Source organism: Novosphingobium sp. Chol11 (assembly GCF_945870625.1).
Lineage (GTDB): Bacteria > Pseudomonadota > Alphaproteobacteria > Sphingomonadales > Sphingomonadaceae > Novosphingobium.
This window is the reverse complement of sequence record NZ_CAMBTS010000009.1, coordinates 14899-41619: the sequence shown is the minus strand read 5'-3', so window position 1 is coordinate 41619 and position 26721 is coordinate 14899. Positions and strand designations below refer to the sequence as shown.

Here is a 26721-nt window from a genome sequence, read left to right as displayed (position 1 = left end):
CAGCTAACGGACTACCACGCTCAGCTCTTCGCGTACCAAGTCACGCGTCAATCGCCGTCCGGTTCCGACGAGAACCTCTCGATGTCGCTGTTTGACGCATCGGTCGACCTCAACCCTCACCAAATCGAAGCTGCCACGTTTGCGCTCCAATCCCCGCTTTCTCAGGGCGTCATATTGGCCGACGAGGTGGGTCTCGGAAAAACCATCGAGGCTGGGATTGTCCTCTGCCAAAAGTGGGCTGAGCGGAAGCGCCGACTTATCATCATCTGCCCGGCAGCCATTCGCCAACAGTGGGCGAATGAGTTGCACGACAAGTTCAACCTTCCTGCCTTCGTTCTCGATGCCAAGACATATCGGGAATTGCGCCGCGACGGGCACGCATGGCCGCTTGAGCAAAAGGCAGTTCTTATCACCTCGTACCACTATGCTGCGCGTCTGCAGGATGAAGTCCGCGCGATCGATTGGGACCTTGTGGTCATCGACGAGGCCCATAAACTTCGCAATGCGTACCGGCCCAGCAATCGCTTGGGGCAGTCCATCAAATGGGCGACGGAAGGTCGGAAAAAACTCCTCCTGACCGCCACGCCGCTCCAGAACACGCTTCTCGAACTTTACGGCCTATCCACGTTGATCGACGAAGACCTCTTCGGCGATCAATACGCTTTCCGCGCAAAGTATATGAACGCGGGCGGAAGCATCGCGGAGCTACGCGGGCGGCTTACCGAGTTTTGCAAGCGGACGCTGCGCAGGCAGGTGATGGAGTATGTCCGCTACACCGCCCGGCACGCCCTGACTCAGCCATTCTATCCAACGAATGCTGAACAAGAACTCTACGATCTGGTGACCAAATTCCTCGAGGAGGAAGGCACGTATTCGGTCCCTGATCGCCAGCGGCACCTCACGGTCCTCGTGATGCGCAAGCTGCTGGCGTCATCATCGGTCGCAATCGCGGGCACCCTGTCAACAATGAGATCGCGGCTCGAGAGCCTTCGAAAGAACGAAGGCGAGGTCGGGAACGACCTCCTCGAAGCGCTTCTCGAAGACGAGGAATTCGAACCCGAGCTGCTGGAAGAGTGGGAGGCGGAAAGCACCGGCTCAGATGACGCACCCGCGATCCAGCCGGTCAAACTTCGCAAGGAAACGGAGGAAATCGCAGCGCTGATTGAGCGGGCTAAGGCGATCCAGACCGATAGCAAGACCTTTGCTCTCCAAACGGCACTGGATATCGGCTTCGCCAAGCAAGCTGAAATGGGCGCAAAGCGGAAGGCGCTCATCTTCACAGAGTCCCGCCGCACGCAGGACTATCTCAAGCGGTTCCTCGAAGAGAATGGCCATCGCGGCAAGATCGTCAGTTTCAGCGGAACCAATGCTGGCGATGACAATCAGGCCATCTACGAGCGCTGGATCTCGGAGAATGGGGATAGTGGCCGGTCCACCGGCTCGCGCGCCATCGACATGCGCAGCGCCTTGATCGATCACTTCCGCGACCATGCGGATATCATGATCGCGACCGAGGCAGCGGCCGAGGGCGTCAACCTTCAGTTCTGCTCCATGGTCATCAACTATGACCTGCCCTGGAACCCGCAGCGGATCGAGCAGCGGATCGGGCGGTGCCATCGCTACGGACAAACCCACGACGTGATCGTCATCAACTTTCTTAACGAGCGCAACGCGGTCGACATGCGAGTGCATGAGCTTCTGCGAGACAAGTTCAAGCTTTTCGACGGTGTCTTCGGCGCATCTGACGAGGTTCTCGGCGCTATCGAGTCGGGTGTCGATTTCGAACGCCGCATTCTGGCCATCTACGAGAAGTGCAGGACCGAGGATGAGATCAAATCCGCCTTTGATGCGCTTCAGGCGGAGCTTGAGGACCAGATCGCCTCGCGAATGGACGAGACCCGCGCGACGCTGCTGGAGCATTTCGACGAGGATGTTCACGCCCGGCTGAAGCTGCGCCTCGATGAAACCAAGGCTCAGCTCGATCGGATCAGCAGCAAATTCTGGGATGTAACCCGCCACATGCTGGACACGGCTGCGGCGTTCGATCCGGCAAGCCTGACCTTCGACCTCCACCAGCCCCCCGCCCCCGAGATTCTTCGCGGACGATACCACCTTATCTCAAAGCTGCGCGAAGACGGGCTTGAGGCAAACGCGCATGGCAGCTTCCTCTATCGGCTGTCCCATCCGCTTGGCGAGCACGTGCTGGATGCGGCCAAGGCCCTTCCGGTGCCGACCGCCGAGCTGCACTTCGATGTCACGCGCCATCTCGTGCGCAATGCCGTCATGGAGGAGATGCGCGGCCAGAATGGATGGCTGACGCTGCGCCGCCTGACGATCTCCGCGTTCGAGGACGAGGAACACCTGCTGCTGTCAGGTATGGATGATGACGGGCGCTCTCTTGATACCGAGGTCTGCGAGAGAATGTTCTCGATCGGCGCTACAGTGGTGCGCCCGATCAACGTGCCAGATGGAATCGCGGCCCGGCTTCTAGCTGGTGCCGAGCGACTGGACAAAGCGACCCTCAACAAGGCCGCCGAGACCAGCGGCAAGCACTTCGCGCAGGCCCGTGAGAAGCTTGAGCAATGGGCCGAGGACAAGATCTTCGCAGCCGAGCGGGCGCTGAAGGACACCAAGGAGCAGATCAAGGCGATGCGCCGACAAGCCCGCAACGCTGGCACGGTCGAGGAAGAGCACGAGGCCCAAAAGAAGCTTCAGGAGATGGAACGCAAACAGCGCAAGCAGCGTCAGGAAATCTTTGATGTCGAAGACGAAATCGCCGAGCGCCGGGACTCCATGATCGAGGCGTTGCAGAAGCGCATGAGGCAGCGGACAACCAGCGAGACGCTGTTCACGATCCGCTGGTCCGTCGTGTAAGGCTGGCGTCCCAAGGGAGGCCGATTCTTACATGAGCAAGTTCGACGAACTCGTCACCAAGTTGCGCGAGATATTCCAGATCGACCGGCCAGAGCTGGATTTCGGCGTCTACCGCATCCTCAATGCCCGCGCGGACGAGATCAACGAGTACCTGACGAAGCGGCTGCGCGAGCGGGTAGAGGCCGCGCTGGCTAGCGGTTCTGCCGCCAATGCCCATGCGCAGCAGCGAGAACTGGACGAGGCCATCAAGGCTGCCACGGCCCTCGGCGCAGACCCGGAAACACTACCCAAGGTGAAAGACCTGCGTGCTGCCATCGCGGCAGAATCATCGGGCGCTTCGGATCACGAGAACGCGGTATTCTCCCACCTCCTCACCTTCTTCTCGCGGTATTACGACAAGGGCGATTTCATCAGCCAGCGCCGGTACAAGGGCGATACCTATGCCATTCCCTACGCCGGGGAAGAGGTGGTGCTGCACTGGGCCAACAAGGACCAATACTACACCAAGTCTGGCGAAGCCTTCAGCAACTATGGCTTCAAGCTGGAAGACGGACGGGCGGTTCGCTTTCAGCTGATCGCTGCGGATACTGCCAAGGACAACCGCAAGGATAACGACAAGGACCGCCGCTTCGCGCTGGCCGAGGCGCGCACGGTGACCCGCACCGATGACGAAGGCGAGCTCTTCGATGAAGAGATTCTTCCAGTCGCCGAGGAGGATGGCGAGCTGGTCATCCGCTTCGAGTATCGGGCGTTCCCGGCCAAGACCACGCAGGAAAGCCTCGTCAATGCAGCGGTTCAGGCCGTGCTGGCGGATGAGGCGGTCAAGACGCGCTGGCTGGACCTGACCACCCGGGCGCCGACCGACAAGAACCCGCAGCGCACCGTGCTGGAAAAGCACCTGACAACCTACACCCAGAAGAACACGGCCGACTACTTCATCCACAAGAACCTCGGCACCTTCCTGCGCCGCGAGCTCGATTTCTACATCAAGAACGAGGTGATGAACCTCGACGATGTTCAGGATGCCACGAGCTTCGCCGCCATCGAGGCCAACCTGCGGATGATCCAGTGCCTGCGCCAGATTGCCCAAGACCTGATAACCTTCCTCGCCAGCATCGAGGATTTCCAGAAGAAGCTGTGGCTCAAGAAAAAGTTCGTGGTTGCGGCGCATTATTGCATCACGCTCGATCGCGTGCCCGAGGCGCTCTATGATCGGATCGCAGCCAACCCCGCACAGTGGGCGCAGTGGCACGATCTGGGTATGCGCGACAAACCGGCGCCGGGCACAGTCGCGGACCTAAAAGCACAGCCGTACCTGATGGTGGACACGGAACTGTTCGACGCAGCATTCCGCGCTGATCTGCTCAAAGTCATAGCTGACCTAGATGCCAGCATCGACGGCTTGCTAGTCCATGGTGACAACTTTCAGGCACTGACGCTGCTGTCAGAGCGATATCGAGAAAGGGTCAAATGCGTTTACGTCGACCCGCCTTACAACACTTCGGAGGCAACTTTCTTCTACAAAAATCAGTACAAGCATTCGTCATGGTTGACGATGATTGAAGGAAGGATTTCAAAATCAAAATCCTTTATGACACGCGACGCGATATTCCAGATAACGATCGACGATATGGAGCTTTATAGGCTCAAAGCGACTCTTGACTCCTTGTTTTCAGAGGAGAAATACATCGGAACGATTGCGATTCAAAGCAATCCTCGGGGAAGAGGAATCAATAGTTTCTTCGCTACTAGCCACGACTACGCAGTCGCCTATGCAAACGATCCTGAGATTGCTGAAATCTGCGACGAGCTACTAAGCGAAGAGCAGGGCGAAGGATACAAATATCAAGATGATATATCAGAATACCGGCTGTTACCCTTCCGCCGAAGCGGTGGGCTGTCAACTCCGGACGAAAGACCAAATTCGGAGTATCCTCTCTTTGTCGATACAGCTAAAAATCATGTTGTCGCTATTGGTGGCAAGAGGACAGCGGACTATCCTGTAGAGTATGCCGCCGATATTGGTTACAAGATAGTCAACGGCGAAATCATCGAAGTTCCATTTGATTCGCTTGTATCTGATTCCACGCTATCTTGCGTAATGCCGATAGATTCCGGTGGAGATCGGAGAGTCTGGCGCTGGTCGGACCGTCAAAAAATACTTGAACATGCAATTCTCGGTGATTTTATCGCGAAGCGTCAAGGGGGTGGAGAGTATTCCATTCAGCTGAAGGATCGGATCAAAGAAGGGCGCAAGCCAAAGACGGTGTGGGTTGATCCAAGCCTTGATGCTTCGAGCCACGGAACGAATCTGCTCAAGGAAATCCTCGGTGGCAGAAAAGCATTTGGATATCCGAAGGCACTCTACGCAACCAAAGCATCAATCTCTGCAGTGGTGAGAAAAAGCAAAACCGCTACAGTTCTTGATTACTTTGGCGGAAGTGGAACCACCGCCCACGCGGTGATGTCCCTCAATCGGGACGATCAAGGAACGCGGCGCTATATCTTGGCCGAGCAAGGCGATTATTTTGATACCGTTCTTAAGCCTCGAACCCAGAAAATCGTGTACTCAGCAGATTGGAGGGACGGCAAGCCGACGGGCAAAGAGACCGGCATCAGCCACGCCTTCAAAGTTGTGAAGATCGAAAGCTACGAGGACACACTCAACAACCTGACGCTCCAGCGCAACACTAGGCAACAGGAGCTTCTCGAACGCATGGAGACGGGCGCGCGCAACGAATATCTGATGAGCTACATGCTCGATGTGGAAGCGCGCGGATCACTGCTCTCGGTTGAAGATTTTGCCAAGCCATTCGACTATGAGCTGGATATCGCTGTCGATAGCGCCGGTGCCACTCAGCGCACCAAGGTCGATCTGCTCGAGACGTTCAACTATCTGATCGGTCTCACGGTCAAGACCATCGATATCCAGCTCACTCGCGGTTTCGCCACGGTCGAAGGCAAGCTGCCCGATGGCAAGCGCACCCTGATCCTGTGGCGCGATTGCGAGAAGCTAGACTACGACGGGCTGACCAAGCTGTGCGACCGTCTCGCCATCAACCCCGGCGACAACGAATATGACGTTGTCTACGTCAACGGCGATCACAACCTGCCCACGAAGCTGCAACTGACAGAGCAGGAGGGCGGAGAGGACAAGCCCGAGATCAACATCCGGCAGATCGAGCCGGAGTTCCTTTCCCGCATGTTCGATGTGGCGGATGCCTGATGGCACGTTCACCTGCCAAGAAACGCAGCTTCCATCAGGAGCTGGTGCTCAATCGCTGGATGCTCTCCCACTTCCGGGGGAAGAGCCTTGCCGTTCTCAAGGAACGCCTGGGTGCGGACCGGCATGAGGGGCTGGACGATGACGGTCAGACGCGGTTCTTCCACGAGCTGGTGCGCGACCTGTTCGAATATGACCGGATCACCAATACCCAGCTACGGCGCTATGATCTGAACATAGTCGGCCACTGGAAGGCCATCACCGAAAAGCGCAACCTTGCCGAAGGCGCTGTGCTGACGATGAAGTACTTCCAGTACCTCAGCCTGCTGTTCAGCGAGATCTACCTCGACTGGTATTTCAACCATCGGCAGGATCTGCTCAACGGCCTGAACACAGAGTTAGAAGCCTATCGCGCCGAGGAAGGGGCTGAACCGTTCCGCCCCTATACGGCGGATGATCTCAACAAGATCGCCTACTGGAGCGCAACCGGCAGCGGCAAGACGCTGCTGCTGCACGTCAACATCCGTCAGTATCTGCACTACTACCGTGGCGGCAACGCGGGCACAGCCTCAGGAGCCTACCCGGACAAGATCATCATCCTCACCCCCAACGAGGGTCTCTCTCGCCAGCATCTCGAAGAGCTGACGCTTTCCGGTTTCTCGTTCCACCGCCTGTTCGACAAGAACCGCGCGCCTGACTTCCCCGGCACGATCGAGGTGATCGATGTCAACAAGCTGGGCGACGAACACGGCGACAAGACAGTGGCGGTGGATTCGTTCGAGGGCGATAACCTAGTACTTGTGGATGAAGGCCATCGCGGCACCAGCAGCGGAGCCGGCGCTTGGTTGGCGCGCCGCGAGAAACTGGTCAGCAAGGGCTTTGCCTTCGAGTACAGCGCCACCTTCTCCCAAGCAGTCGGCAACGGCGCGACCGTCGATAAGGCGGAAGAGGAGTTGCTGAAAAAGAAGGCCAAGCGCGTATTCCCGGATCGCCAGTGGCGCACTCTGACGGCGGGCGAGAGGAGCCAGCTTAGCCTGAGCCTTGCCGAGCAGAAGCGCGCCCGCAGCGACGCCGTGAAGGAAACCTACGCCAAGGCCATCCTGTTCGATTACAGCTACAAGTTCTTCTACGCCGATGGCTACGGCAAGGAACACCTGATCCTCAACCTCGCGGATGACCGTGATGAGGAGACCCGCGCGCGCTATTTCACGGCCTGCCTTCTGGCGTTCTACCAGCAGCTGTTCCTGTGGGAAACGAAGCGGCAGGTGATGGCCGATTTCAACATCGAACGGCCTCTGTGGGTGTTTGTCGGTCATACGGTTGCGGGTGAAGAGAGCGACCTCATGGCGGTCCTCAGCTTCTTGGCTGGGTTCCTGAACAACAACGATCGGGCCAAAGGCTGGATCGCTGAACTGATCGCGGATCGCGCCCAACTTCTCGACACGAAGGGCCGCAGCATTTTTGCCGGGCGCTTCACGCCGCTTCTCGGACAGGATGCCGATGCCGTCTATGCTGACATCCTGCGACGGGTCTTCAACGCGGAGTCGCGCCAGCGGCTGAAGCTCATCAACCTCAAGAGCAGCAAGGGTGAGCTGGCGCTGCGTGTTGGTACGTCTGAGCCGTTCGGGCTGATCAACATCGGCGACGACAGCGGCTTCTACAGGACCGCCGACGATCTCGAAACCAAGGGCTTCGACACCGAGAGCTATGACTTCGCAGGAAGCCTCTTTCACCAGATCAACCTGCCTGACAGCCACATGTCTATGCTGGTCGGCTCTCGCAAGTTCACCGAGGGTTGGTCGAGCTGGCGCGTGTCCACGATGGGCCTGCTCAACATGGGCCGGGGCGAAGGCTCCCAGATTATCCAGCTGTTCGGCCGCGGGGTGCGCCTGAAGGGGCGGGACATGTCGCTCAAGCGGTCTTTGCCGACTGAGCGCCCTAAGGGCAGCTATCTAGAAAAGCTGGAGACGCTGAACATCTTCGGCGTTCGTGCGGACTACATGGCGACGTTCCGTGAGTATCTGATCGAGGAAGGCATCACGCCGAGCGATGAGATCATCACCTTGGATTTCAAGACGCGCAGCAACCTGCCCGTCGGGCGGAGCCTAAAAACCCTCAAGCTGCGAGACGGCTACAAGGACAACCAAGCCAAAGGCTTCAAGCGGACGTACTATCCTTGGCTTTACAAGGTGCCGAGCGACTTCGAAGGCAAGATCAAACCGCCCCACGTGTCGCTCGATTTGTATCCGCGCGTTGAAGCGATGGCATCCGATGGGAAGGGCAAGGCAGACGACGCCAATGTCCGCCATGCGGGAAAAATCGACCGCGCCATTATGGCGATGTTCGACTGGGATCGCCTGTTCCTGTCGGTCCAGCAGTACAAGCTGCAGAAGAGCTGGAGCAATTTGCGCCTGGACAAGGCACGGCTGCGCCAGTTCTGCGAGACCAGCGACGACTGGTACACGCTGTTTATGCCCGCGAGCGAACTGGCGCTGGCAGGATTTTCGACGATCCTGAAGCTACAGGACGTGCTGCTCCAGCTCCTGTGCGACTACACGGACCGGTTCTATCAGGGCCTGAAGGCAGCCTATGAGGGCAAGCATTTCGATCTGGACGAAGTGACGGAAGAGCATGGCTCCATGCTGAAGGTCTATCAGTTCGAGATCGAGAACAGCGACGCAGGCGAGAGCTACTTGACCCGTCTAAATGCGCTGCAGGCTCTCGTGACCGCCGGGAACATCGGTGAGGCGAGCAAGTGGCACTCCGCCAACATGGTCGCGATCAGCTTCGATCGTCACCTATTCTACCCCCTGCTCTGTCCGGTGAAGGACGGCAGTCTGCCCTTGAAAATGCGCCCGCTTGGGCTTGGTGCGGAGAGCGAGGTGAGGTTCGTGCAGGACCTCATGGCGTTCTACCAATCGGACGTGGGCCGCGAGGCAATCGGAAAGCGCAGTCTATACCTGCTTCGCAACGCCGACACCAAGGCCAAGGGGCTAGGCTTTGCTCTAGCGGGCAACTTTTACCCCGACTTCCTGCTTTGGCTGGTCGATGAGGAAACGGGCCACCAGAGCCTTAGTTTCCTTGATCCTAAAGGCATTCGAAACCTCGACCTCGACGATCCGAAGTTCGGGCTTTTTCAGGAGGTGAAGAAGCTTGAGGCTGAAATCGGCGACGGCACGTTGAGCCTGAATGCGTTCATCCTCTCTGAGACCGATTTTGGCGACCTGATCAATTCGCAGCGGGTGAACCGCCCCGACCTTGAAGCTCGGAACGTCTTGTTCATGGAGCGGTCTGGGGCGGCTTATCTGACTGAAATGTTTGCGAGGCTATCGTGACAGCAGGGATGCATCTGCGGAGCGATACGAGGCGGCTCTGAGTTCACTCAGGTTCGCATCAATTCGCAGACAGCCGCTCGCTGAACTATGGCTACAACTATGGCAATTCGCCCGTTTCTCAATTTTTCCTTTTATATTCAACTGCGATTGCATCCCTCCGTCTCCGCCAGACATGTTGGATACGCTGGGGATCCCGGCATCGTTGGCTTTGTGCCGCCAAGTGGATCGCCGGTCATCGGCTGAGGCCATATAGGCGGGCCAACGCCTGGATTATCCGCTTTTTGGCATGATTGTGCGCAATGCCTTGGTGCCCACCTTGGCTTCGCCGCTTGACGCGATCCTTGAAGACTGTTCAGATTTGCTTTCGCTGGAGTCTTGATTCGCCGCCCACTTGCAGAGACGGAGCTCGCCCATGTCCGTGGTTTTGACTGTAAACCGCCGCAAACGGACGGTGGAAGCCGATGCCGACAAACCACTGCTGTGGGTGCTGCGCGAGGATCTCGACATGCCTGGCACCAAATTTGGCTGCGGCGCGGGCCTGTGCGGGGCGTGTACGGTCCTGCTCGATGGTCAGGCGGTGCGCTCGTGCCAGACCCCGATTGCCGAGGCCGCCGGTAAGCAGATCACCACGATCGAAGGCGTGACGGCGCTCCCCATCGGCAAGAAAGTGGTCGATGCGTGGATCAAGATCGACGTTCCGCAGTGCGGCTATTGCCAGGCGGGGCAGATCATGTCGGCGACAGCGTTGCTGACCGCCACCCCCAAACCCAGCGCCGATGACATTCTTGGCGGGATGAACGGCAATATCTGCCGCTGCGCGACTTATGTGCGGATCGAACAGGCCATCCGCGAAGCCGCCGGTCTGGAGACGAAAGCATGAGCGCGCCGTTGACGGCGCAGCCGGCCATGAGCCGCCGCTCGTTCATCGCCGCATCGCTGGCAAGCGGGGCTGCGATTACGTTCGAGGCGCAGATCGCGCTGGCCGCCGGGCCGGGCATCCCTGAGGCCGCCGTGCTCAATGCGTTCATCAGGATCGCGGCGGACAATACCGTGATCATTGGCGCGAAGAACCCCGAGATCGGACAAGGCATCAAGACCATGCTGCCGATGCTGCTGGCAGACGAGCTCGACGTGGCGTGGGAGCAGGTGCAGATCGAGCAGACCGATGCGAATGACAAGATCTATGGCCCGCAAGTCGCCGGCGGCAGCAACGCCACGCCGGTGAACTGGCTCCCGGCGCGGCAGGCAGGAGCAGCCGCACGCGCCATGCTGGTGGGCGCGGCGGCGGCGCAGTGGGGGGTTGATGCCGCCAGCCTGAAAACCTCGGCCGGGCGGGTGATCGATAGCGCGGGCGGGCGCAGCGCGACATATGCCTCGCTCGCCAAGGCCGCCGCTGCGCAGCCCGCGCCCGAACTGGCGAAGGTCGCGCTGAAAAAACCCGATCAGTTCCATATCATTGGCACGCCGAGAAAAGGGGTGGATACGCCCAAGATCGTACGCGGCGAGCCCTTGTTTGGCATCGACACCCGGCTACCCGGCTTGCTTCACGCAGCCATCGTCAAATGCCCCTTGATCGGCGGAACGCTGGCCAGCCATGATGATGCCGCAGTCAAGGCGTCGCCCGGTGTAATGGCGGTCGTGCCGATCAGCAGCGGCCAGTGCGCGGCGGGCAAGCAGGACGCTGTGGCCATTGTCGGCACTTCGTGGTGGGCCGTGCAGAAGCTGCGCGAAAAGCTTGTGGTCCAGTGGGACACCGCCGCGCAGCAAGGCTTCTCGACCGAGCTTTATGCCAAGAAAGCCGCTGAGGCGCTGGGCAAGGCGGCAGAAGCCACGCTGTTCAAGGCGGGTGACGCCGATGCGGCGCTGTCGCGCGCGGCCAAAGTGATTACCGCCGACTACAGCTATCCCTTCCTCGCCCATGCCACGCTGGAACCGCAGAATTGCACCGCGCTGTGGCACGCGGGCGGCACTTTAGAGTTCTGGGCCCCATCGCAAAACCCGGCTGCCGGGCGCAAGGATGTGGCCGCCATGATGGGGATCGCGCCCGATGCCATCACCATCCATATGACGCGCATCGGCGGCGGATTCGGACGGCGGCTGATGAACGATTACATGGTGATGGCCGCGCAAGCGGCAAAAGCGCTGCCCGGCCGCCCGGTCAAGCTGCTGTTCGACCGGACGGACGATCTGCGCAATGACTATTACCGGCCCGCCGGATGGCACCGCTTCACCGCGGGGCTTGACGCCGCCGGTGCGCTGGTGGCGTTCAAGGATCACTTTGTGACCTTTGGCGCGGGTGGCAAGCCCTTGCGCGCGGCGGACATGCCCGCCTCTGAATTTCCCGCCTCGGTCGTGCCCGACACCCATCTCACGCAGTCGTTCCTCACCACCAACCTCACTACCGGGTGGCTGCGCGCGCCAACTTCGAACGCCATGGCGTTTGTCTATCAAGGCTTCATGGATGAAGTGGCAGAGGCCGCCGGGACCGACTTGCCCGCGCTGATGCTGCGCACGCTGGGCGCGCCGCGCGATCTGCCCACCGAGCGGCCGACCGTGGTGTTCAGCACGGCCCGCGCCCGCGCGGTGATCGAACGCGTCGTGGCGTTGGCCGGGTGGACAGGACAGCCTTCTGCAGTGCCTGGCAAGGGGCGCGGCTTCGGCTTTTATTTCAGCCACCGGGGCTACTTTGCCGAAGTGGTCGATGTCACGGTGGCCGACGGGGTGGTCAAAGTCGACAAAGTCTGGATCGCGGGCGATATCGGTTCGCAGATCATCAATCCTTTGAATGCCGAGCATCAGGCGCAGGGCGCGGCGATTGACGGGCTGGCGCAGGCGCTGGTCTGGCAGCCGGTGGTACAGAAAGCGGGCGCTGTGCAGACGGTGACGTTCAGCGATTTCCCCTTGCTGCGCATGGATGCCAAGCCGGCAGAGATCGCGATCAGCTGGGTGAAGAGCGACTATCCGCCGACAGGGCTTGGCGAGCCTACCCTGCCGCCGGTCATTCCGGCGGTGGCGAACGCCATTCGCGCGGCCACCGGTAAACGGCTCAGGGCTTTGCCGCTGCAATTGTCCTGATCAGCGATTCTGGATGCCGACCCATTGTTTCTGGCAATTGGGAATACGTAAAATGAAGCTAGACAGAAACTGAACGTTTGTACAGAATTCAGGCTTGCCAAGGGGCACATCGGGGAAATTTTTCGGGGGCTTTACGCAGATGGACGATCCAGTCGCGGCAACAGTACCATTCTCGCCGATTGGCCAATGCGATGCCTCGCCCGCGGCCGCAAGTCCACCGCCTGCTGGCAAGGCGCTGCGCCACCTTACCCGGGCACTGCTGTTTGGCGCGGTCAGCTTGTTTTCGGCAACGACCGTTATCGGCCAAGCCAATTTTTCGGCAGAAGAAGCCGTTGAAAAAGAAGAAGGTATCCCCGTTACTGACGGGCTGACCCGCGAGAAATGCGGCACGTGCCACACGGCAGACGCCAAAGGCAACCTTTCGCGCATCTCATGGGTGCGCACGACCCCCGAAGGCTGGGATTCGGCGATCAAGCGGATGGTTCGCCTGAACGGTGCCGTGCTCTCTCCCAATGAGGCCCGCCATATCGTGCGTTATCTCGCCGATACCCATGGGCTTGCACCGGAAGAGGCCAAGCCGATCCAGTATCTGGTCGAAAAGCGACTAATCGACGAAACCAATATCCCAAGCGAATCGGTGCGCACGAGTTGCGCCGCCTGCCACGCATTCGCCCAGCCGCTTTCGTGGCGCAGGTCTTCGGCGGAGTGGAAGAACCTGCAGGACTTCCACGTCGCGCTCTATTCGCAGGCCGATGCCCAGTATCGCCGCCCCGCCACCGATCGCCCGGGCGCGGTATTCGGCACGACGGAGCCCATCGTGAACAAGCCCGGCACTATTCCGGTCATGGCCGGGCAGGTGGCGCTGGAATACTTGCGCAAGAACGCTCCGCTCAAAACGCCGGAATGGACCGCCTGGGAAGCGCGCAAGCAGGCCCCGCGCCTCGCCGGCAAATGGCTCGCCAGCGCATGGCTGCCGGGCAAGGGCCTGTTTTACGGCACCTTCACCGTCGCCCCGGGCGCGGCGGAGGGCGAGTTCAAGACCGAGACGGCCTTGCGGAGCCTTGCCGATGGCGATGTGCTGAATGCGCCGGGCGGCGGCCTTGTCTATGGCGGTTATGCCTGGCGCGGCCGCGCGGTGCCTGCCGGTGCGCCCGCCGGGCCGGGTGCATTCAACCAGCCGCTGCGCAGCACGATGCTGTTCAACCCGGATCGCAAGAGCGCCTCAGGCCGTTGGTTTTGGGGGGACTATCAGGAATTCGGCTACGACGTGACGCTGACCCGCGCCGATGGCAGCCCGGTGATCGGCGCGATCTGGCCCGCCGCGATCAAGGGCGGCGCCAAGGCGCAGACCATGCACATTTATGGCGATGCCTTCCCCGCCGGGCTGACGGCCAAGGATATCGATCTGGGCGCGGGCGTTACCGTGACCAAGCTGGTTTCGGCTTCGCCCGGAGAAGTCGTTGTCACCGTCGATGCAGCGGCCGATGTGAAACCTTCGGTGCATGATGTCTCAGTCGCGTCGGCGGTTCTGGTCGGCGCTCTGCCGGTCTACCAGAAGATCGAGTATCTGAAGGTCACGCCGGAAACGAGCGTTTCGCGGCTTGGTTCGGGCAAACGCACGCCGGGCTATGCCCAGTTCGAAGCATGGGGTTTCGATGCTGGCGCAGACGGCAAGGCCCATACCGCCGACGACGTGAAAGTGGGCGTGGTTCCAGCCGATTTCACCGTCGACGAGTTTCAGGCCACCTATTATGACGACGATAAGGACTTTGTCGGCAAGCTGAGCCCGGCGGGCTTCTTCACCCCCGCAAGCGACGGGCCGAACCCGGAGCGCAGCGGGAACCGTAACAATTACGGCGATATCTGGGTGGTTGCGACCGCCAAGACCGAAAAGGATGCAACCGGCCAGCCCTTGACCGCACGTTCCTATCTTGTCGTGACCATTCCTGCCTACAAGCGGTGGGACAACCCCGGGGTGTCGCAATGAACATCATGACGTCCACTGGGCTCACGCACCGCTATCGCAGCGGCGAAATCCATGAGTTTCGGGCGCAGGGCGCGGAGTTTATCTATCTGGTAACGGCGGGCGCGATCTTTGCCGCCGATGCCATGACGCGCAAAGTCCTCGATCTGCTCTGCCAGCATGGCGAACTGGACCATGATGATCTGGTGCGCGCGCTGGTGGACGATGGCGTTTCGGCGACGGATGCAGAAGAACTAGTGCGCGAACTGCGCTTGGCGCGCGCCATCGAGCCAACGCAGGTGGTCCGCGCGCTCATGCCAGCGGCCCCGCCTGCGGATTATCCGCTCCAGGCGCTGGTGCTCAACGTCACCAACCAGTGCAATCTGGCCTGCACCTATTGCTACGAGTTCGGCGCCGACAAGATCGCCACCCCGGCTGGCAAGCCCAAATACATGTCGCTGGAAACCGCCAAGTCGTCGGTCGATTTCCTGCTTAGCAGCGCCAAAATGCGCGAGGCAGTGCACATCACCTTCTTCGGCGGCGAAACGCTGATGAACTTTCGCCTGCTGCGGGATGTGGTGCTTTACGCCGATGAGGCCGCCGCCGCCGTAGGCAAGCGGATCACTTACAGCCTCACGACCAACGCCACGTTGCTGACCGACGAGATCATCGCGTTCCTGTCAGACCACGCAATCGGCGTCACCGTGTCGATGGACGGCCCGCCCGAACTGCAAGATGCACGCCGCGTCTACAAGAACGGTAAGGGCAGCTATGCCGTGATGGAGCCGCGGCTGCGCAAGCTCATCGCCGGGCACAGGACCCGCGCCGTGACCGCGCGCGTGACGCTGAGCGCCGGGGTGACCGACGTGCAACGGATCTATCGCCACCTCAAGCATGACATTGGCTTCCACGAAGTCGGCTTTGCGCCCGTCACCACTTCGGGCGAAGAGCGCGACTATGCATTGGACGGCGATGCCATGACCGGGGTGCTCGCCGATTTCGAGGCGCTGGCCGATGAATGGCTGGAATACGCGCTGCAAGGCAAAGTCCATGGGTTTACCAATGTGTCCGAAACGATCTCCGAATTGATCGCGGGCACCAACAAGTCGCACCCGTGCGGTGCCGGTCTGGGGCTGCTGGGCGTTAGCCCGTCGGGCGATCTTTCGCCCTGCCACCGCTTCACCGATGCCGACACGCATACGCTTGGCCATATCGACACGGGTCTCGACCAGACCAAGCGCGAGGCCTTTCTGACCAAGGGCCATGTCGCCTCGAAGTATGAATGCAGCACTTGTTGGGCGCGGCCGATGTGCGCCGGGGGCTGCCACCACGAAGCCTTCGTTCGCTATGGCGACACTGGCCATGCCAACTTGCATTACTGCGACTGGATTCGCCAGTGGACCGACCGCTGCTTGCAGATCTACGGCGTGCTGGCGCAGCGCAATCCGGAATTTCTCACCCGTTTCGCCGAACGAAAGGGCTTGTCATGAAGCACTTGAAACCGATTAACGCCAAAGCATTCAAGATCGAAGCCGATGTGGCATCGATGGACGAGGATGTCGTCGCACTGCAGCAGGCACCCCGGCCGCACGTGCCGCTGGGCTGCTCGCTTTCGTTCTCGCCCGGCTGGGAAGTGGACGCCACCGGCGGCACCGCTGGTCTGTGCCAGCCCGCCGAACGCGACATCTACGATTGCTATGTCACCTGCTTCTGGCCTGTACAGATGGCCGACCATGTCAACTATTCGCCGGATTGGGCAAGCAACTGCGCGGCCGCGACCAAGGACTGGCGCAGCCTCGACATCGTGTTCCCGTAATTCCCTGCCCCCGCCCGGATTGCTGACTGAGAAGGGACTTTTGCATGATCTCGCTTGCCCGGAAGACCGCGCTAGGATCCGCAGCGCTTGCCCTTGCCGTCGGCATGCCCGTCATGGCTGGCACCTTGATGCTGGGCACGTATCCCGACAAGCTGTTCACGGTTGATGAGGCCACGGGCAAGATCGGCGAGAAGATCCAATTGCCGGGCGGCCTCCCCGTGTCCTTGCGGGTCACACCCGATCAGGCGAAGATCTTCGCCACCACGATCACCAACAGCAGCGTGATCGTGATGGATGCGAAGTCGCACGCCATCCTCACGCAGTTTGATCTTAACACGCCCACCGAACGCTACCGCTTCAATGGCGGCGCTCCCGACCCGACCGGGCGCTATTTCTACACCACCATGATGCGCATGGACAAGCTGATCGACCGCTGGAAGGTCAGCAAGCAGATGTACGCGGTGATCGACATCAAGCTGCAAAAGGTCGTCCGCACCGCTGACCTGGAGCCCGAAGATGATGCTATGAGCGGCGGCTTTCGCGCGCCGATGATGGTCTCGCCCGATGGAAAATCGCTCTATATCTTCAAGGAAAAAGTGCTGGTGGTCGATACCGCCAAGCTCAAGGTTGCCGATCGCATCGATGTGCAGAAGCCTGATGCCACGGGATATGAGAACGTGGCGTTCGGCGGCGGTGTCGAAGGGTTTCAGATGACCAATGGCAACCAGCTTGTCTCGCTGTTCACCGCCGCCGATCCTTATGTGCACAACAAGGTGTTCGGGCTCGGCAAGTTCGATCTCAACACGCGCAAGTTCAAGTTTACGCCGATGGGGCCAATCACCACTGGCATGTCGGGGCTGGAAATTACGCCCGACGGCAAGACCGGCTATACCGTGGTAACCAACGGGACCACCGGCAACAAACGCTGCGAGTTCTGGAAATTCGACATGACCAGTCTCAAGCTGAAGGATAAGGTCGAGTTCGGCTGCCGCTCGCGCTTCCAGCTCGGCATGTCGGGCGATGGCACGAAGCTCTACATCTACGGCGCAAGCTACGATATCGAAGTCTATGACGCGCAAACCATGAAGCTGGAAAAGACCTGGGACCTCGGTGCCGACGCAACCATGGCCGGAATGCTGGTCCTGAAGTGAGACGAGGCCCATGACCGCCGCGCGGCGGTCATCCGTGCATCTCGCCGGACACGGGGTTGGAATTGCGGCGGCGCAGGCCGTGCTGACCGAAAACGGCATTGGTTTCTCGGCAGCACCGGGCCCTGAACGCGGCGCGGCGCCCATGGTCATGTTGGGCGAGCAGGCGCTGCATTTGCTGGATGGTTTGTTCGGCGCGGGCTGCGTGGCCGGATCGCACCGGATCACCCGGCGCAGTGTGTTGTGGAACGAGCCCGAGCCTGTGGCCATCCCGCATCAGGCCGTGGCGATGCCTGGCCACGAGCTTTTGTCCGCCCTGCCGCTTGCGGAGGGCGTTCTCCCAATCGAAACGCCGCAATTCACGCTGCACGCGCGCCCGCCTGAGCTTGGTATCCGCCAGTTCGGCCAGCGCGAGGCCGCAGTAGCACCGGTCGTGCTGGCGGCCAGTGCTGATCCCTCGGCGGTTCTGGTCGAGGCTGTCGCGGCGGGCTGGCTGTTCATGATCCCGCTGGGCGGGCCAGACGGCTGGCTCCTCGCGGTGGGCGATGCGCTGGATGCGCTGCTCGACCAAAGCCGCCTCATTGCGCCGGCAATCGGCGCGGTAGGGGCGGTCGCGGCGCGCTTCGAAACAGCCCCGCGCGTGCTGGAGCATCTGGTGGGAGACGATTGGCTGGGCGTAGGAAGCGGGGCCCTCGCGCTCGATCCCCTCTGCGGCGACGGCACCGCCACGGCGGCGCGTGGCGGCATTCTGGCCGGCGCAGTGGCAAGTGCGATTGCGGAAGGTGAGGCTCCGGCACCCTTTTTGCGCCACTATCGCGCGATGTGCATTGCCGCGCTGCGCCGCCATCTCGCTGCATGCCTGCCGTTCTATCAGCGCGGCGGTTCGGGCCCATGGTGGCAGGAGCAGGCCGAGGCAACGGCGGCGGGCTATGCCTGGTGCACCGGCATGCTGGCCTCGGAGCCGGAACCGGCCTTTGTGCTGACCGGAAGCCGATTGGCCAAACGCACCGTGGCGGCATGAACAACCCGCAGACGCCCAATGGCGCGCACCTGTCACCCCCGGTCGCTCAGTGGCGCACCTATCGCCGCCTGACGCCATACCTCATGCCCTATCGCGGGCGGCTCATACTTGTGCTCACGCTCAGCCTCATGGCGACTGCGGTCACGCTGGCGCAGCCCTACCTTTCCAAGCTGATGATCGATGAGGCGCTGCTCGGGCACAATCTGGCGGCCTTGTGGTGGATAGCGGCGGCGACGATCGGCGTGACGCTGGGCGGCTATGCGCTCAATATCGCCTCCAGCTATCGCTATGTGAAAATCTCGGCGGCGATGCTTTTCGATATCCGCGTGGACTTGCTGCGCCATTTGCAGACGCTGTCCCCGCGCTTTTATGCGCGCTTCCGGCTGGGCGATCTGATGAGCCGGATCAACAGCGATGTCAGCGATGTGCAGCGCGCCGCCGCCGACACTTTGCTGGCGGCGCTGGGCAATGTGCTGTTCCTGATCGGCAGCGTGGTCCTGATGGTCTGGCTCGATTGGCGGCTGTTTCTTCTCGGCACTGTGCTCGTGCCCATTGCGGTGCTTGTGTTTGTGCGGCTGCAGCGCAAGCTGGTCGATATCACCCGCGACATGCGCGAGCGTGGCGCGGATCTGGGCAGCCTGCTGGTCGATACGGTGATGGGGATGCGGGTGGTCACCGCGCTGAGCGCCGAGCGGCATGAACTGGCCCGGTTTGCCGATGCCAATGGCCGGTTTGTCGAGGCCATGTTGCGCATGCAGGTGGCCTCCTTCCTGACCGGCGCCCTGCCCGGTGCGCTGCTGGCGATCTCGACCGCCGCAGTCACGCTTTATGGCGGCTGGCGGGTGTTTTCGGGCGAACTCACGATCGGCACGCTCGTGGCCTTCATGGCCTATCACGCGCGGCTTTTCGGGCCGGTGCAGGCCTTGCTGGGGCTATCCTCGGGACTTGCATCAACCCGTGTTTCGCTGGGGCGGATTTTCGAGCTGTTCGACACGGTGCCTGATGTGATCCAGCGCGCCGAGCCCTTGCCGCTGGGTCCGGTGCGCCGCGCGATCCGCTTTGAAGGCGTGCATTTCCGCCATGACCGCGACGCGGTGCTGGACGGTGTCGATCTCACGATCCCGGCAGGCACGCATTGCGCGGTTCTTGGCGAAAGCGGGGCGGGCAAATCGACCCTGGCGGACTTGCTGGTAAGGCTGCAGGACCCGCAGAGCGGCCGCATCACCATCGACGGGGCGGATATCCGCGATGTCGCGCTTGCCGATCTGCGCCGAGAGGTTTTGCTGGTCGATCAGGCCCCGTTCCTGTTCAACACCTCGATCGCCGCCAATATCGCCTTCGCGCTGGATAGCGCAACCACCGCCGAGGTTCAGGCCGCAGCTGAAGCTGCAGGACTTGGTCCCTTGCTGGAGCGCCTGCCGCAAGGATTGCAGACGCCGGTGGGCGAACGCGGGCTCTCGCTCTCTGCGGGCGAGCGCCAACGCATCGCGATTGCCCGCGCGTTGCTGCGCCGGCCTTCGGTGCTGGTGCTGGATGAACCGACCGCGGCGCTCGATGCGGCGACGGAGCGGCGGGTCGCCGAAGGCTTGCGCGAGGCGCTGCCTGAGGCGACGCTGATCATCATCACGCACCGCCCTGCGCTAACCGAAGGCGCTGATCTGGTGGTGACGCTGACAGACGGAAAGGCAAACCTGCGTGTCTGAACGGTTGCGCATTGCGGTGATCGACAGCGGGGTGCACCCCGGCCATCCGCATATCATAGCCAGTCACCTCCTGCCGGGCGTGTCAGTGCTCGCCGATGGCACGATGGAGCAAGACGAAACCGCAACGCTCGACCGAGTGGGCCATGGCACAGCGGTGACCGCCGCGATCCAGGAACTGGCGCCCGATGCGCTGATCCTGCCGATCCGGGTGTTCCGCGAGGGTCTGCGCGCCTCGCCCCGCGCGCTGATCGCAGCGATGGATTGGGCCAGCGCACAAGGCGCCGATTTCTGCAACCTCAGCCTTGGCACCACCAACCCGGCTCACGCCGATCACTTTGCCGCAGCATTGGCGCGCAGCACTGCGCGCGTCGTCGCGCCGCGAACCGCCGCAGATGGTGCACCATGCTGGCCGGGCATGCTGGCCGATGTCATTGCAGTAGGGCTCGACTGGGATGTTGCACGCGGCTCGGTCCGGCTGAGCGCGGACGGGCTCTATTATGCCTCAGGCTATCCCCGCCCGATTGATGGGGTGCCACAGCAGCGCAATCTCCACGGCATCAGCTTTGCCACCGCGCAAGTGACCGGGCTTGCTGCCGCTGGGCTGATCGAGGTCAACCGAGATTCCGGCGCTGATCCTTAAAGCGGCGCAACAATTGCAATGATTGCACCTAGGCGGCGCCGGGCGGGGCTGTCTGCGCGCGCTCATGCAGGCCACAAAAGTGTGAGTTGCCGCGCCGGTCCCATTAGGCCAGCCTTGGCATTCGCAGCAAAGGCGCGCGCATATCCATGTCCGATCCTTACACTTATGTCGTGATCGTCAGCGCGCTGGCGCTGCTGGCTTATTACTTCACGCTGCTCATGGCGGGGCTGGCGCGGGTGCGGTTCAAGATCGAGCCTCCCTCGCATAGCGGGCCGCCCGAGTATGAGCGCTATGTGCGCGCGCATCAGAATACGCTGGAACATCTGGTGCTGTTTCTGCCCGGCCTGTGGCTCTTTGCCTATGTCGTCAGCCCGCTGTGGGCAGCCGGGATCGGCGCGATCTGGCCGTTCATGCGGGTTCTTTATGCGCGGGGCTATCACCTGGCGGCGGAAAAGCGGCTGATCCCGCTCTATATCTCGATGCCGCCAATCTATATTTTTGTGCTCGGCTCGCTGATTGGCGGCATCGGGCGACTTGTGAACGGAGGGTGAGGCGATGCAGGCCGATTATGATCTGGTGATCCGCGGCGGCACGATTGCCGACGGCAGCGGGGGCGAACTGATCGAGGGCGATATCGCCATCGCGGGCGGGCGGATCGCCGCCATCGGCGCGTTCAGCGGGCGCGGCGCAGAGGAAATCGACGCGCAGGGCCGCGTCGTCACCCCCGGCTTCGTCGACGTCCACACACATTATGACGGCCAGTGCATCTGGGCCGAGGAACTCTCGCCCTCGTCCGCGCATGGCGTGACCACGGCGGTGATGGGCAATTGCGGGGTAGGCTTCGCGCCTTGCCGCAAGGCCGATCACCAGATGCTGATCAATGTCATGGAAGGGGTGGAGGACATTCCCGGCGTGGTGATGACCGAGGGGCTGTCGTGGGACTGGGAGACATTCCCGGAATATCTCGACAAGGTCGCCGCAGGAAAGCGCGACATCGATGTGGCCGCCTACCTCCCGCATTCACCGCTTCGGGTCTATGCCATGGGTGCGCGCGGCGCGGCACGCGAACTGGCCACGGCCGATGATCTTGCGCTCATGCGCCGCCTGACTGCCGAGGCGATGCGCGCCGGAGCGATCGGCTTTGCCACTTCGCGCCTGTCGATCCACAAGACCGCCGATGGTGCGGCGATCCCGACGTTCGACACCGATATTGCCGAGCTGGAGGCGATCACGCGCGGCATGGCCGATGCGGGCGCGGGGACGTTTCAAGTCGTGCTCGATGCGTTTGTCGGGTGGGACAAGGAATACCCCGTGATCGAGCGGGTGATCGCCGCCAGCGGCCGCCCGGCGACGTTCACGCTGGCTTCGGGCAACGACGCGCCGCCGCGCTGGCGGCGGGTGCTGGAAAAGCTGGAGGCGACCAATGCGGCGGGCGGCATCGCCCATGCGCAAGTGATGCCGCGCCCGATCGGATTGATCGCAGGGCTGGAACTGACGGTGCACCCCTTCGTGCTGTGCCCGAGCTGGGCCAAGATCGCGCACCTTTCGATTGACGAGCAAGTCGCCGCGATGCGCGATCCCGACTTGCGCGCCGCGCTCCTGACCGAGGATTTCGCCCCCGGCCATCCGTTCAACGAACTCGCGCGCAACTGGCGCTGGCTGTTCCCGCTCGACAATCCGCCCGACTATGCCCCGCCGGCGCATATGAGCATGGCCGGGCAAGCCGCCGCGCGCGGCTGCACGCCGCAGGAGATCGCCTACGAGCGGCTGCTTGAGACGAATGGCCGGGGCCTCTTCCTCGCCGCGCTGGGCAATTACGAGAATGCGTCGCTGGAGAGCGCGCACGAGATGCTGCGCCATCCTTATTGCGTTCCCGGCCTCGGCGATGGCGGCGCGCATTACGGGGCGATTTGCGATGCCAGCTACTCGACTTACCTGCTGACCCAGTTCGTGAGGGGCGCGGGGCCGCTGCGGCTGGAACTGGCCGAAGCCGTCCACATGCTGAGCCAGAAGGCGGCGCGCGCGGTTGGCCTCAATGATCGCGGGCTGCTCGTGCCCGGTGCTCGGGCCGATCTCAATGTGATCGACCTCGATGGCCTCATGCTCCATTTGCCCGAAGTGGTGCGCGATCTGCCTGCCGGCGGGCGCCGCCTGCACCAGCGCGCCACTGGCTACGAGGCGACCATCGTCGCGGGCGAGATCATCGGCCGGTTTGACCAGTCAACCGGCGCGCGGCCAGGCAAGCTGGTGCGCGGGGCAGGGTATGGACCGAACTAGAACGTCGAGGTGCCGATGCCGCCGTCGACGACCAGCGACTGGCCGGTCATGTAGCTGGCCTGCGCGCTGCAGAACATCGCCACCAACGCGCCCAGGTCCTCGGCGTCGCCGAAGCGCCCGGCGGGCAGGCGCACTGCTTTGACGAAAGCGGCGACTTCCTCGTCATAGGTGCGCCCGTTGGCCTCGGCGCGGGGGCCCAGCACGTCCTCGATACCGGGCGTATGATGCATCCCCGGCAGCACCGAGTTGATCGTCACATTGTGCGGCGCGAGTTCCTTGGAGATCGCATGGCAATAATTGGCCAGCGCGGCGCGGGGCGGACCGGAGAGCACGCGCATCGCGGCGGGATACTTGGCCGCCCCGGTGCTGATATTGAGGATCCGGCCCCAGCGCCGCGCCACCATCGGCCCGGTCACGGCCTTGATGTAGTCGATCGGACTGAGCAGCGCGGTGGCCACGGCGCGTTCGAACGCCTCGCGCGAAACCTCACGGAAATCGCCAGTAAACGGCGGCGGGGCGCACGTGGCGACGAAGATGTCGGGATCGGGACAGACGGCGAGGATAGCCGCGCGGCCTTCGTCGCTGGCATGATCGGCGATGATGGCATGGACCTTGGCGCCGGTTTCGGCGGCAATGGCGGCGCAAGTCGCCTCCAGCCGTTCGGCCCCGCGCGCGGAGATGAACACGTCCACACCCTCGCGCGCCAACGCCAGAGCGGCCCCGCGCCCCATGCCCGCACTACCGCCATTAACCAGCGCCTTGCGCCCCGCAATTCCCAGATCCATTGCTACATCCTCACCGGTACTTGTCTGCCGTGTGATGAGGCAGATGCCCCTCGGCGGAATTTCTCTATCAATCCTTGCGCGCCTTGAGCCAAACCTTGCCCGCTTTCTGAATGCTGAGCAGCGCGGCGAACGGCGAAATGCCGATACTGGCCTTGCCGGTGCGCGCGATCGCGTCGATTTGGGCGTAGTACCAATAGGTGATGGCAAAGCCCTCCACCGCGCGCATCATCTTGAGCCCGCCGAGGAACGAGAGCCACGGCGGCAGGAGCTTGAGCTTGCTCTCCCAGCGGTCGAGTTCGTCTGCACCCGCGAGCAGCTTGGCCGGGCCTGCGGTATCGACACAGAGCGGGCGGCCGAGGCCGATCATGTCTGCCCCGCCCGTTTCCAGCGCCATGTTCATCGCGCGGCGGCTGCGAAAACCGCCGGTGACGAGGAGCGGCATGGAGAGCGAGGCGCGCATGGTTTTGGCGAAATCGACGAAATAGGCCTCGCGCGCCATGGTAGAAGCCTTTGAGGTCGAGGCCGTCTGCGGCGGCGCTTCGGGGGCTTCCATGCCCTGAATGTCCATCATCGCGGGCTGTTCATAAGAGCCGCCGGAGATTTCGAGCAGATCGACCCCCGCTGCCTGCAGCCAGCCCGCCACGATCACGCTGTCTTCGAAGGCGAAGCCGCCTTTCTGGAAATCGGCCGAATTGAGCTTCACGCCGATGGGGAATTCCGGCCCCACCCCCGCGCGCACCCGCGCGACAACGGCCATGAGCATGCGCGCCCGGTTTTCAAGGCTGCCGCCCCATTGGTCGCTGCGCAAGTTGGCACGCGGGCTGAGGAACTGCGAAAGCAGATAGCCGTGCGCGGCGTGGATCTGCACGCCGGTATAGCCGGTGTCCCTCGCCACTTCGGCGGCAAACCCGAAACGTTCGATGAGGTCCAGAATCTCCGCCTCGGTGAGCGCCACTGGCATGCCGAACTGCTTGCCGGGCAAGCCGACCGCGATGGCCGACGGCGCTTTGGGATGCGGGTTGACCGTGACCTGTGTCTGGCGGCCGGCGTGGCTGATCTGCATCCAGATGTGGCCGCCCGCATTGCTCGATCCGGCGCGCCTGCCGGCGCTCGCCATCGCGCGCAGGCCTGCCAGCGCAGCCTCATCCTGCGGGCCCTGAATGATGACATTGCCGGGGCGCTCCAGATGGTCACGGTCGATCTGGACATTGCCGGTGATCAGCAGGCCTGCGCCGCCATCGGACCAGAGCCCGTAAAGCCGCTCAAGATCCGGCGTAGCGCGGCCTTGCGGATCGGCCAGCCCCTCGGTCATCGCCGCCTTGGCGAGGCGATTGGGCAGGACAGCGCCGCAAGGGAGAACGAGTCTGTCGGCGATCGTGGGCGCAGTCATCGGCGGGCTTTCCGGAATCGGTCTTGATTTAAGACCCTATTAAGCCCGCTGCGCGGCGCGCTGGCAAGCGCGCACCAATTCCCGCTTGCTGCCATCGCCGCTCTCTGCAAATTCTCAGGCGCAGAAACGGGCGGTGAGGTATTGATGAAGCGGCATATTGCGGCCGATGTTCTGGTGATCGGCGGCGGCACCGCTGGTTTCGGCGCGGCGCTCGGCGCGGCTAGTGCGGGCGCGCGCGTGCGGCTGATCGAGGGGACCAGCAAGATCGGCGGCGTCATGGCGTTCTGCCCCGGCATGCCGTGGGGCGGCGGCTATCCCACCGGGCGCAGCATCGGCGGCGTGTTCGGCGCGCTCACCGACCAGCTTTGCGCCGCGCAGCCGCCGCTGGCCGAAGTGCGGCACTCGACGCTCGAAAATTTCGGGTTCGAAGTGGTCTACGATCATGAGGCAGCGGTCTTCGCGATGTTCCAGATGCTCGAGGAAGCGGGCGTCGAGGTGCATCTGAACACTTTTGCCGGTGCGCCGCAGATCGAAGACGGGCACATCCGCCGCGTGGCCGGCACCGACCGGACCGGGCCGCTGACGTTCGAGACGGGCATGGTCATCGACTGTTCAGGCGACGGCGATCTCTCGGCCAAGGCCGGGGTGCCGTTCACAGTGGGCGACGGGCGCGGCAATATGATGGGCGTCACGCTCTCGTTCTCGATGCTGAACGCGCCGTGGAATGAGGTGTTCGCCCGGGGCGATCCCTATTTCACCAAGGAAGCCGAAGCGGGGATTGCCGAGGGGCGGCTGCATCCTGATCTCGCCAAGCTTTATCTGATGCGCGGGTTTCACCGCGATACGGTGTTCTGCAACTCGGTGCATATCCGCGGTGTGGACGGTACCGATCCGCAGGGCGTGGCGCGGGCGACGCAGGAAGGGCGGCGGCGCTGCCACCAGCTCGCGCGCTTTCTGATCGAGCGCGTGCCGGGCTTTGCCCACGCGCGCATGAATGCGCTTGGGCCCACCGTGGGCGTGCGCGAAACGCGCAAGCTGGAGGCCGTCCACCGCATCCAGGCGGGGGATCTGGCGGCGGGCGCCAAACCGGCGGACGGGATCGTGGCTTGTGACAATCCGATCGATGACGTGATGCGTGGCGATGCCGCGATGACCCACGATGCGATCGTGGCCAAGGGGGACTACTATACGCTGCCGTTCCGCGCCATGGTGCCGCGCGCGATCGCCAATCTGCTGTTCGCCGGGCGGCTGGTCTGCGCCGATCCGGCAGCTTTCGCCTCGGTGCGCGGCATGCCGCAATGCATGGCGATGGGCGAGGCGGCGGGCATCGCGGCGGCCATGGCTTTGGCACAGGGCAAGCCAGTGCAGGCACTCGATCCGGCAGCGGTAGTCGCGGCGTTGGCCGAAAGGGGTGTGCGCGGCATTGGCGGGGATGCACTCGAGAACCATGCGGTCACGCTGGCGGTTTAAA

At 62.4% G+C, this 26721-nt stretch carries 17 protein-coding genes; 15 read left to right on the top strand and 2 right to left on the bottom strand.

Features of this window, described 5'->3' with window-relative positions:
- Positions 1-81: 81 nt before the first annotated feature.
- The 14 genes from Q0O40_RS02975 (at position 82) to Q0O40_RS02910 (ending at position 23075) form a co-directional block, all read left to right on the top strand.
- Positions 82-2874, top strand: coding sequence for an SNF2-related protein (locus Q0O40_RS02975; RefSeq protein ID WP_295525984.1), 2793 nt, complete (start codon positions 82-84; stop codon positions 2872-2874).
- A gap of 31 nt (positions 2875-2905) precedes the next feature.
- Positions 2906-6100: a DNA methyltransferase gene (locus Q0O40_RS02970; protein ID WP_295525982.1), complete on the top strand. Its 3195-nt coding sequence runs from the start codon at positions 2906-2908 to the stop codon at positions 6098-6100.
- Positions 6100-9432, top strand: coding sequence for a DEAD/DEAH box helicase family protein (locus Q0O40_RS02965; RefSeq protein WP_295525980.1), 3333 nt, complete (start codon positions 6100-6102; stop codon positions 9430-9432). Before Q0O40_RS02970 ends, Q0O40_RS02965 begins: the two co-directional genes overlap by 1 nt.
- 412 nt (positions 9433-9844) lie before the next feature.
- Positions 9845-10312, top strand: a complete 468-nt coding sequence (locus tag Q0O40_RS02960) for a (2Fe-2S)-binding protein (protein ID WP_295525977.1) — start codon at positions 9845-9847, stop codon at positions 10310-10312.
- The gene (locus tag Q0O40_RS02955) at positions 10309-12507 is read left to right on the top strand and encodes a molybdopterin cofactor-binding domain-containing protein (RefSeq protein WP_295525975.1); all 2199 of its coding nucleotides are present in this window, start codon (positions 10309-10311) and stop codon (positions 12505-12507) included. Before Q0O40_RS02960 ends, Q0O40_RS02955 begins: the two co-directional genes overlap by 4 nt.
- 139 nt (positions 12508-12646) lie before the next feature.
- Complete coding sequence (gene peaA, locus Q0O40_RS02950) at positions 12647-14494, top strand: quinohemoprotein amine dehydrogenase subunit alpha (RefSeq protein ID WP_295525972.1); 1848 nt, start codon at positions 12647-12649, stop codon at positions 14492-14494.
- A complete protein-coding gene (peaB, locus tag Q0O40_RS02945; RefSeq protein WP_295525970.1) occupies positions 14491-15960 on the top strand; it encodes a quinohemoprotein amine dehydrogenase maturation protein in 1470 nt (489 codons plus the stop codon). The genes peaA and peaB overlap by 4 nt, the downstream gene beginning before the upstream one ends.
- Entirely contained in the window at positions 15957-16286 is a 330-nt protein-coding gene (qhpC, locus tag Q0O40_RS02940; RefSeq protein ID WP_295525968.1) for a quinohemoprotein amine dehydrogenase subunit gamma, read from the top strand. The genes peaB and qhpC overlap by 4 nt, the downstream gene beginning before the upstream one ends.
- A 44-nt stretch (positions 16287-16330) precedes the next feature.
- Positions 16331-17437 carry a hypothetical protein gene (locus tag Q0O40_RS02935; protein WP_295525966.1) on the top strand — a complete coding sequence of 369 codons (1107 nt, stop codon included), beginning with the start codon at positions 16331-16333 and terminating at the stop codon, positions 17435-17437.
- Positions 17438-17447: 10 nt separating this feature from the next.
- Positions 17448-18455, top strand: coding sequence for a hypothetical protein (locus tag Q0O40_RS02930; RefSeq protein ID WP_295525964.1), 1008 nt, complete (start codon positions 17448-17450; stop codon positions 18453-18455).
- Positions 18452-20158 (top strand): ABC transporter ATP-binding protein, encoded by a 1707-nt coding sequence (locus tag Q0O40_RS02925; RefSeq protein ID WP_295525962.1) that lies wholly within the window; start codon positions 18452-18454, stop codon positions 20156-20158. The genes Q0O40_RS02930 and Q0O40_RS02925 overlap by 4 nt, the downstream gene beginning before the upstream one ends.
- Positions 20151-20798: a S8/S53 family peptidase gene (locus tag Q0O40_RS02920; protein WP_295525959.1), complete on the top strand. Its 648-nt coding sequence runs from the start codon at positions 20151-20153 to the stop codon at positions 20796-20798. Before Q0O40_RS02925 ends, Q0O40_RS02920 begins: the two co-directional genes overlap by 8 nt.
- Before the next feature lie 146 nt (positions 20799-20944).
- Entirely contained in the window at positions 20945-21349 is a 405-nt protein-coding gene (locus Q0O40_RS02915; protein ID WP_295525957.1) for an MAPEG family protein, read from the top strand.
- Between the two features lie 4 nt (positions 21350-21353).
- Positions 21354-23075 carry an amidohydrolase family protein gene (locus tag Q0O40_RS02910; RefSeq protein ID WP_295525954.1) on the top strand — a complete coding sequence of 574 codons (1722 nt, stop codon included), beginning with the start codon at positions 21354-21356 and terminating at the stop codon, positions 23073-23075.
- On the opposite strand, the gene Q0O40_RS02905 is transcribed toward Q0O40_RS02910, so the two are convergent.
- Together Q0O40_RS02905 and Q0O40_RS02900 are read right to left on the bottom strand one after the other, a co-directional pair.
- The gene (locus Q0O40_RS02905; RefSeq protein ID WP_295525951.1) at positions 23072-23860 is read right to left on the bottom strand and encodes an SDR family oxidoreductase; all 789 of its coding nucleotides are present in this window, start codon (positions 23858-23860) and stop codon (positions 23072-23074) included. The genes Q0O40_RS02910 and Q0O40_RS02905 overlap by 4 nt on opposite strands.
- Before the next feature lie 67 nt (positions 23861-23927).
- Entirely contained in the window at positions 23928-25250 is a 1323-nt protein-coding gene (locus Q0O40_RS02900; RefSeq protein ID WP_295525948.1) for an NADH:flavin oxidoreductase/NADH oxidase family protein, read from the bottom strand.
- Between the two features lie 144 nt (positions 25251-25394).
- Here Q0O40_RS02900 and Q0O40_RS02895 point away from each other — a divergent pair, with 144 nt between their 5' ends.
- Positions 25395-26720 carry an FAD-dependent oxidoreductase gene (locus tag Q0O40_RS02895; RefSeq protein WP_295525945.1) on the top strand — a complete coding sequence of 442 codons (1326 nt, stop codon included), beginning with the start codon at positions 25395-25397 and terminating at the stop codon, positions 26718-26720.
- The last annotated feature ends 1 nt before the right edge of the window (position 26721 follow it).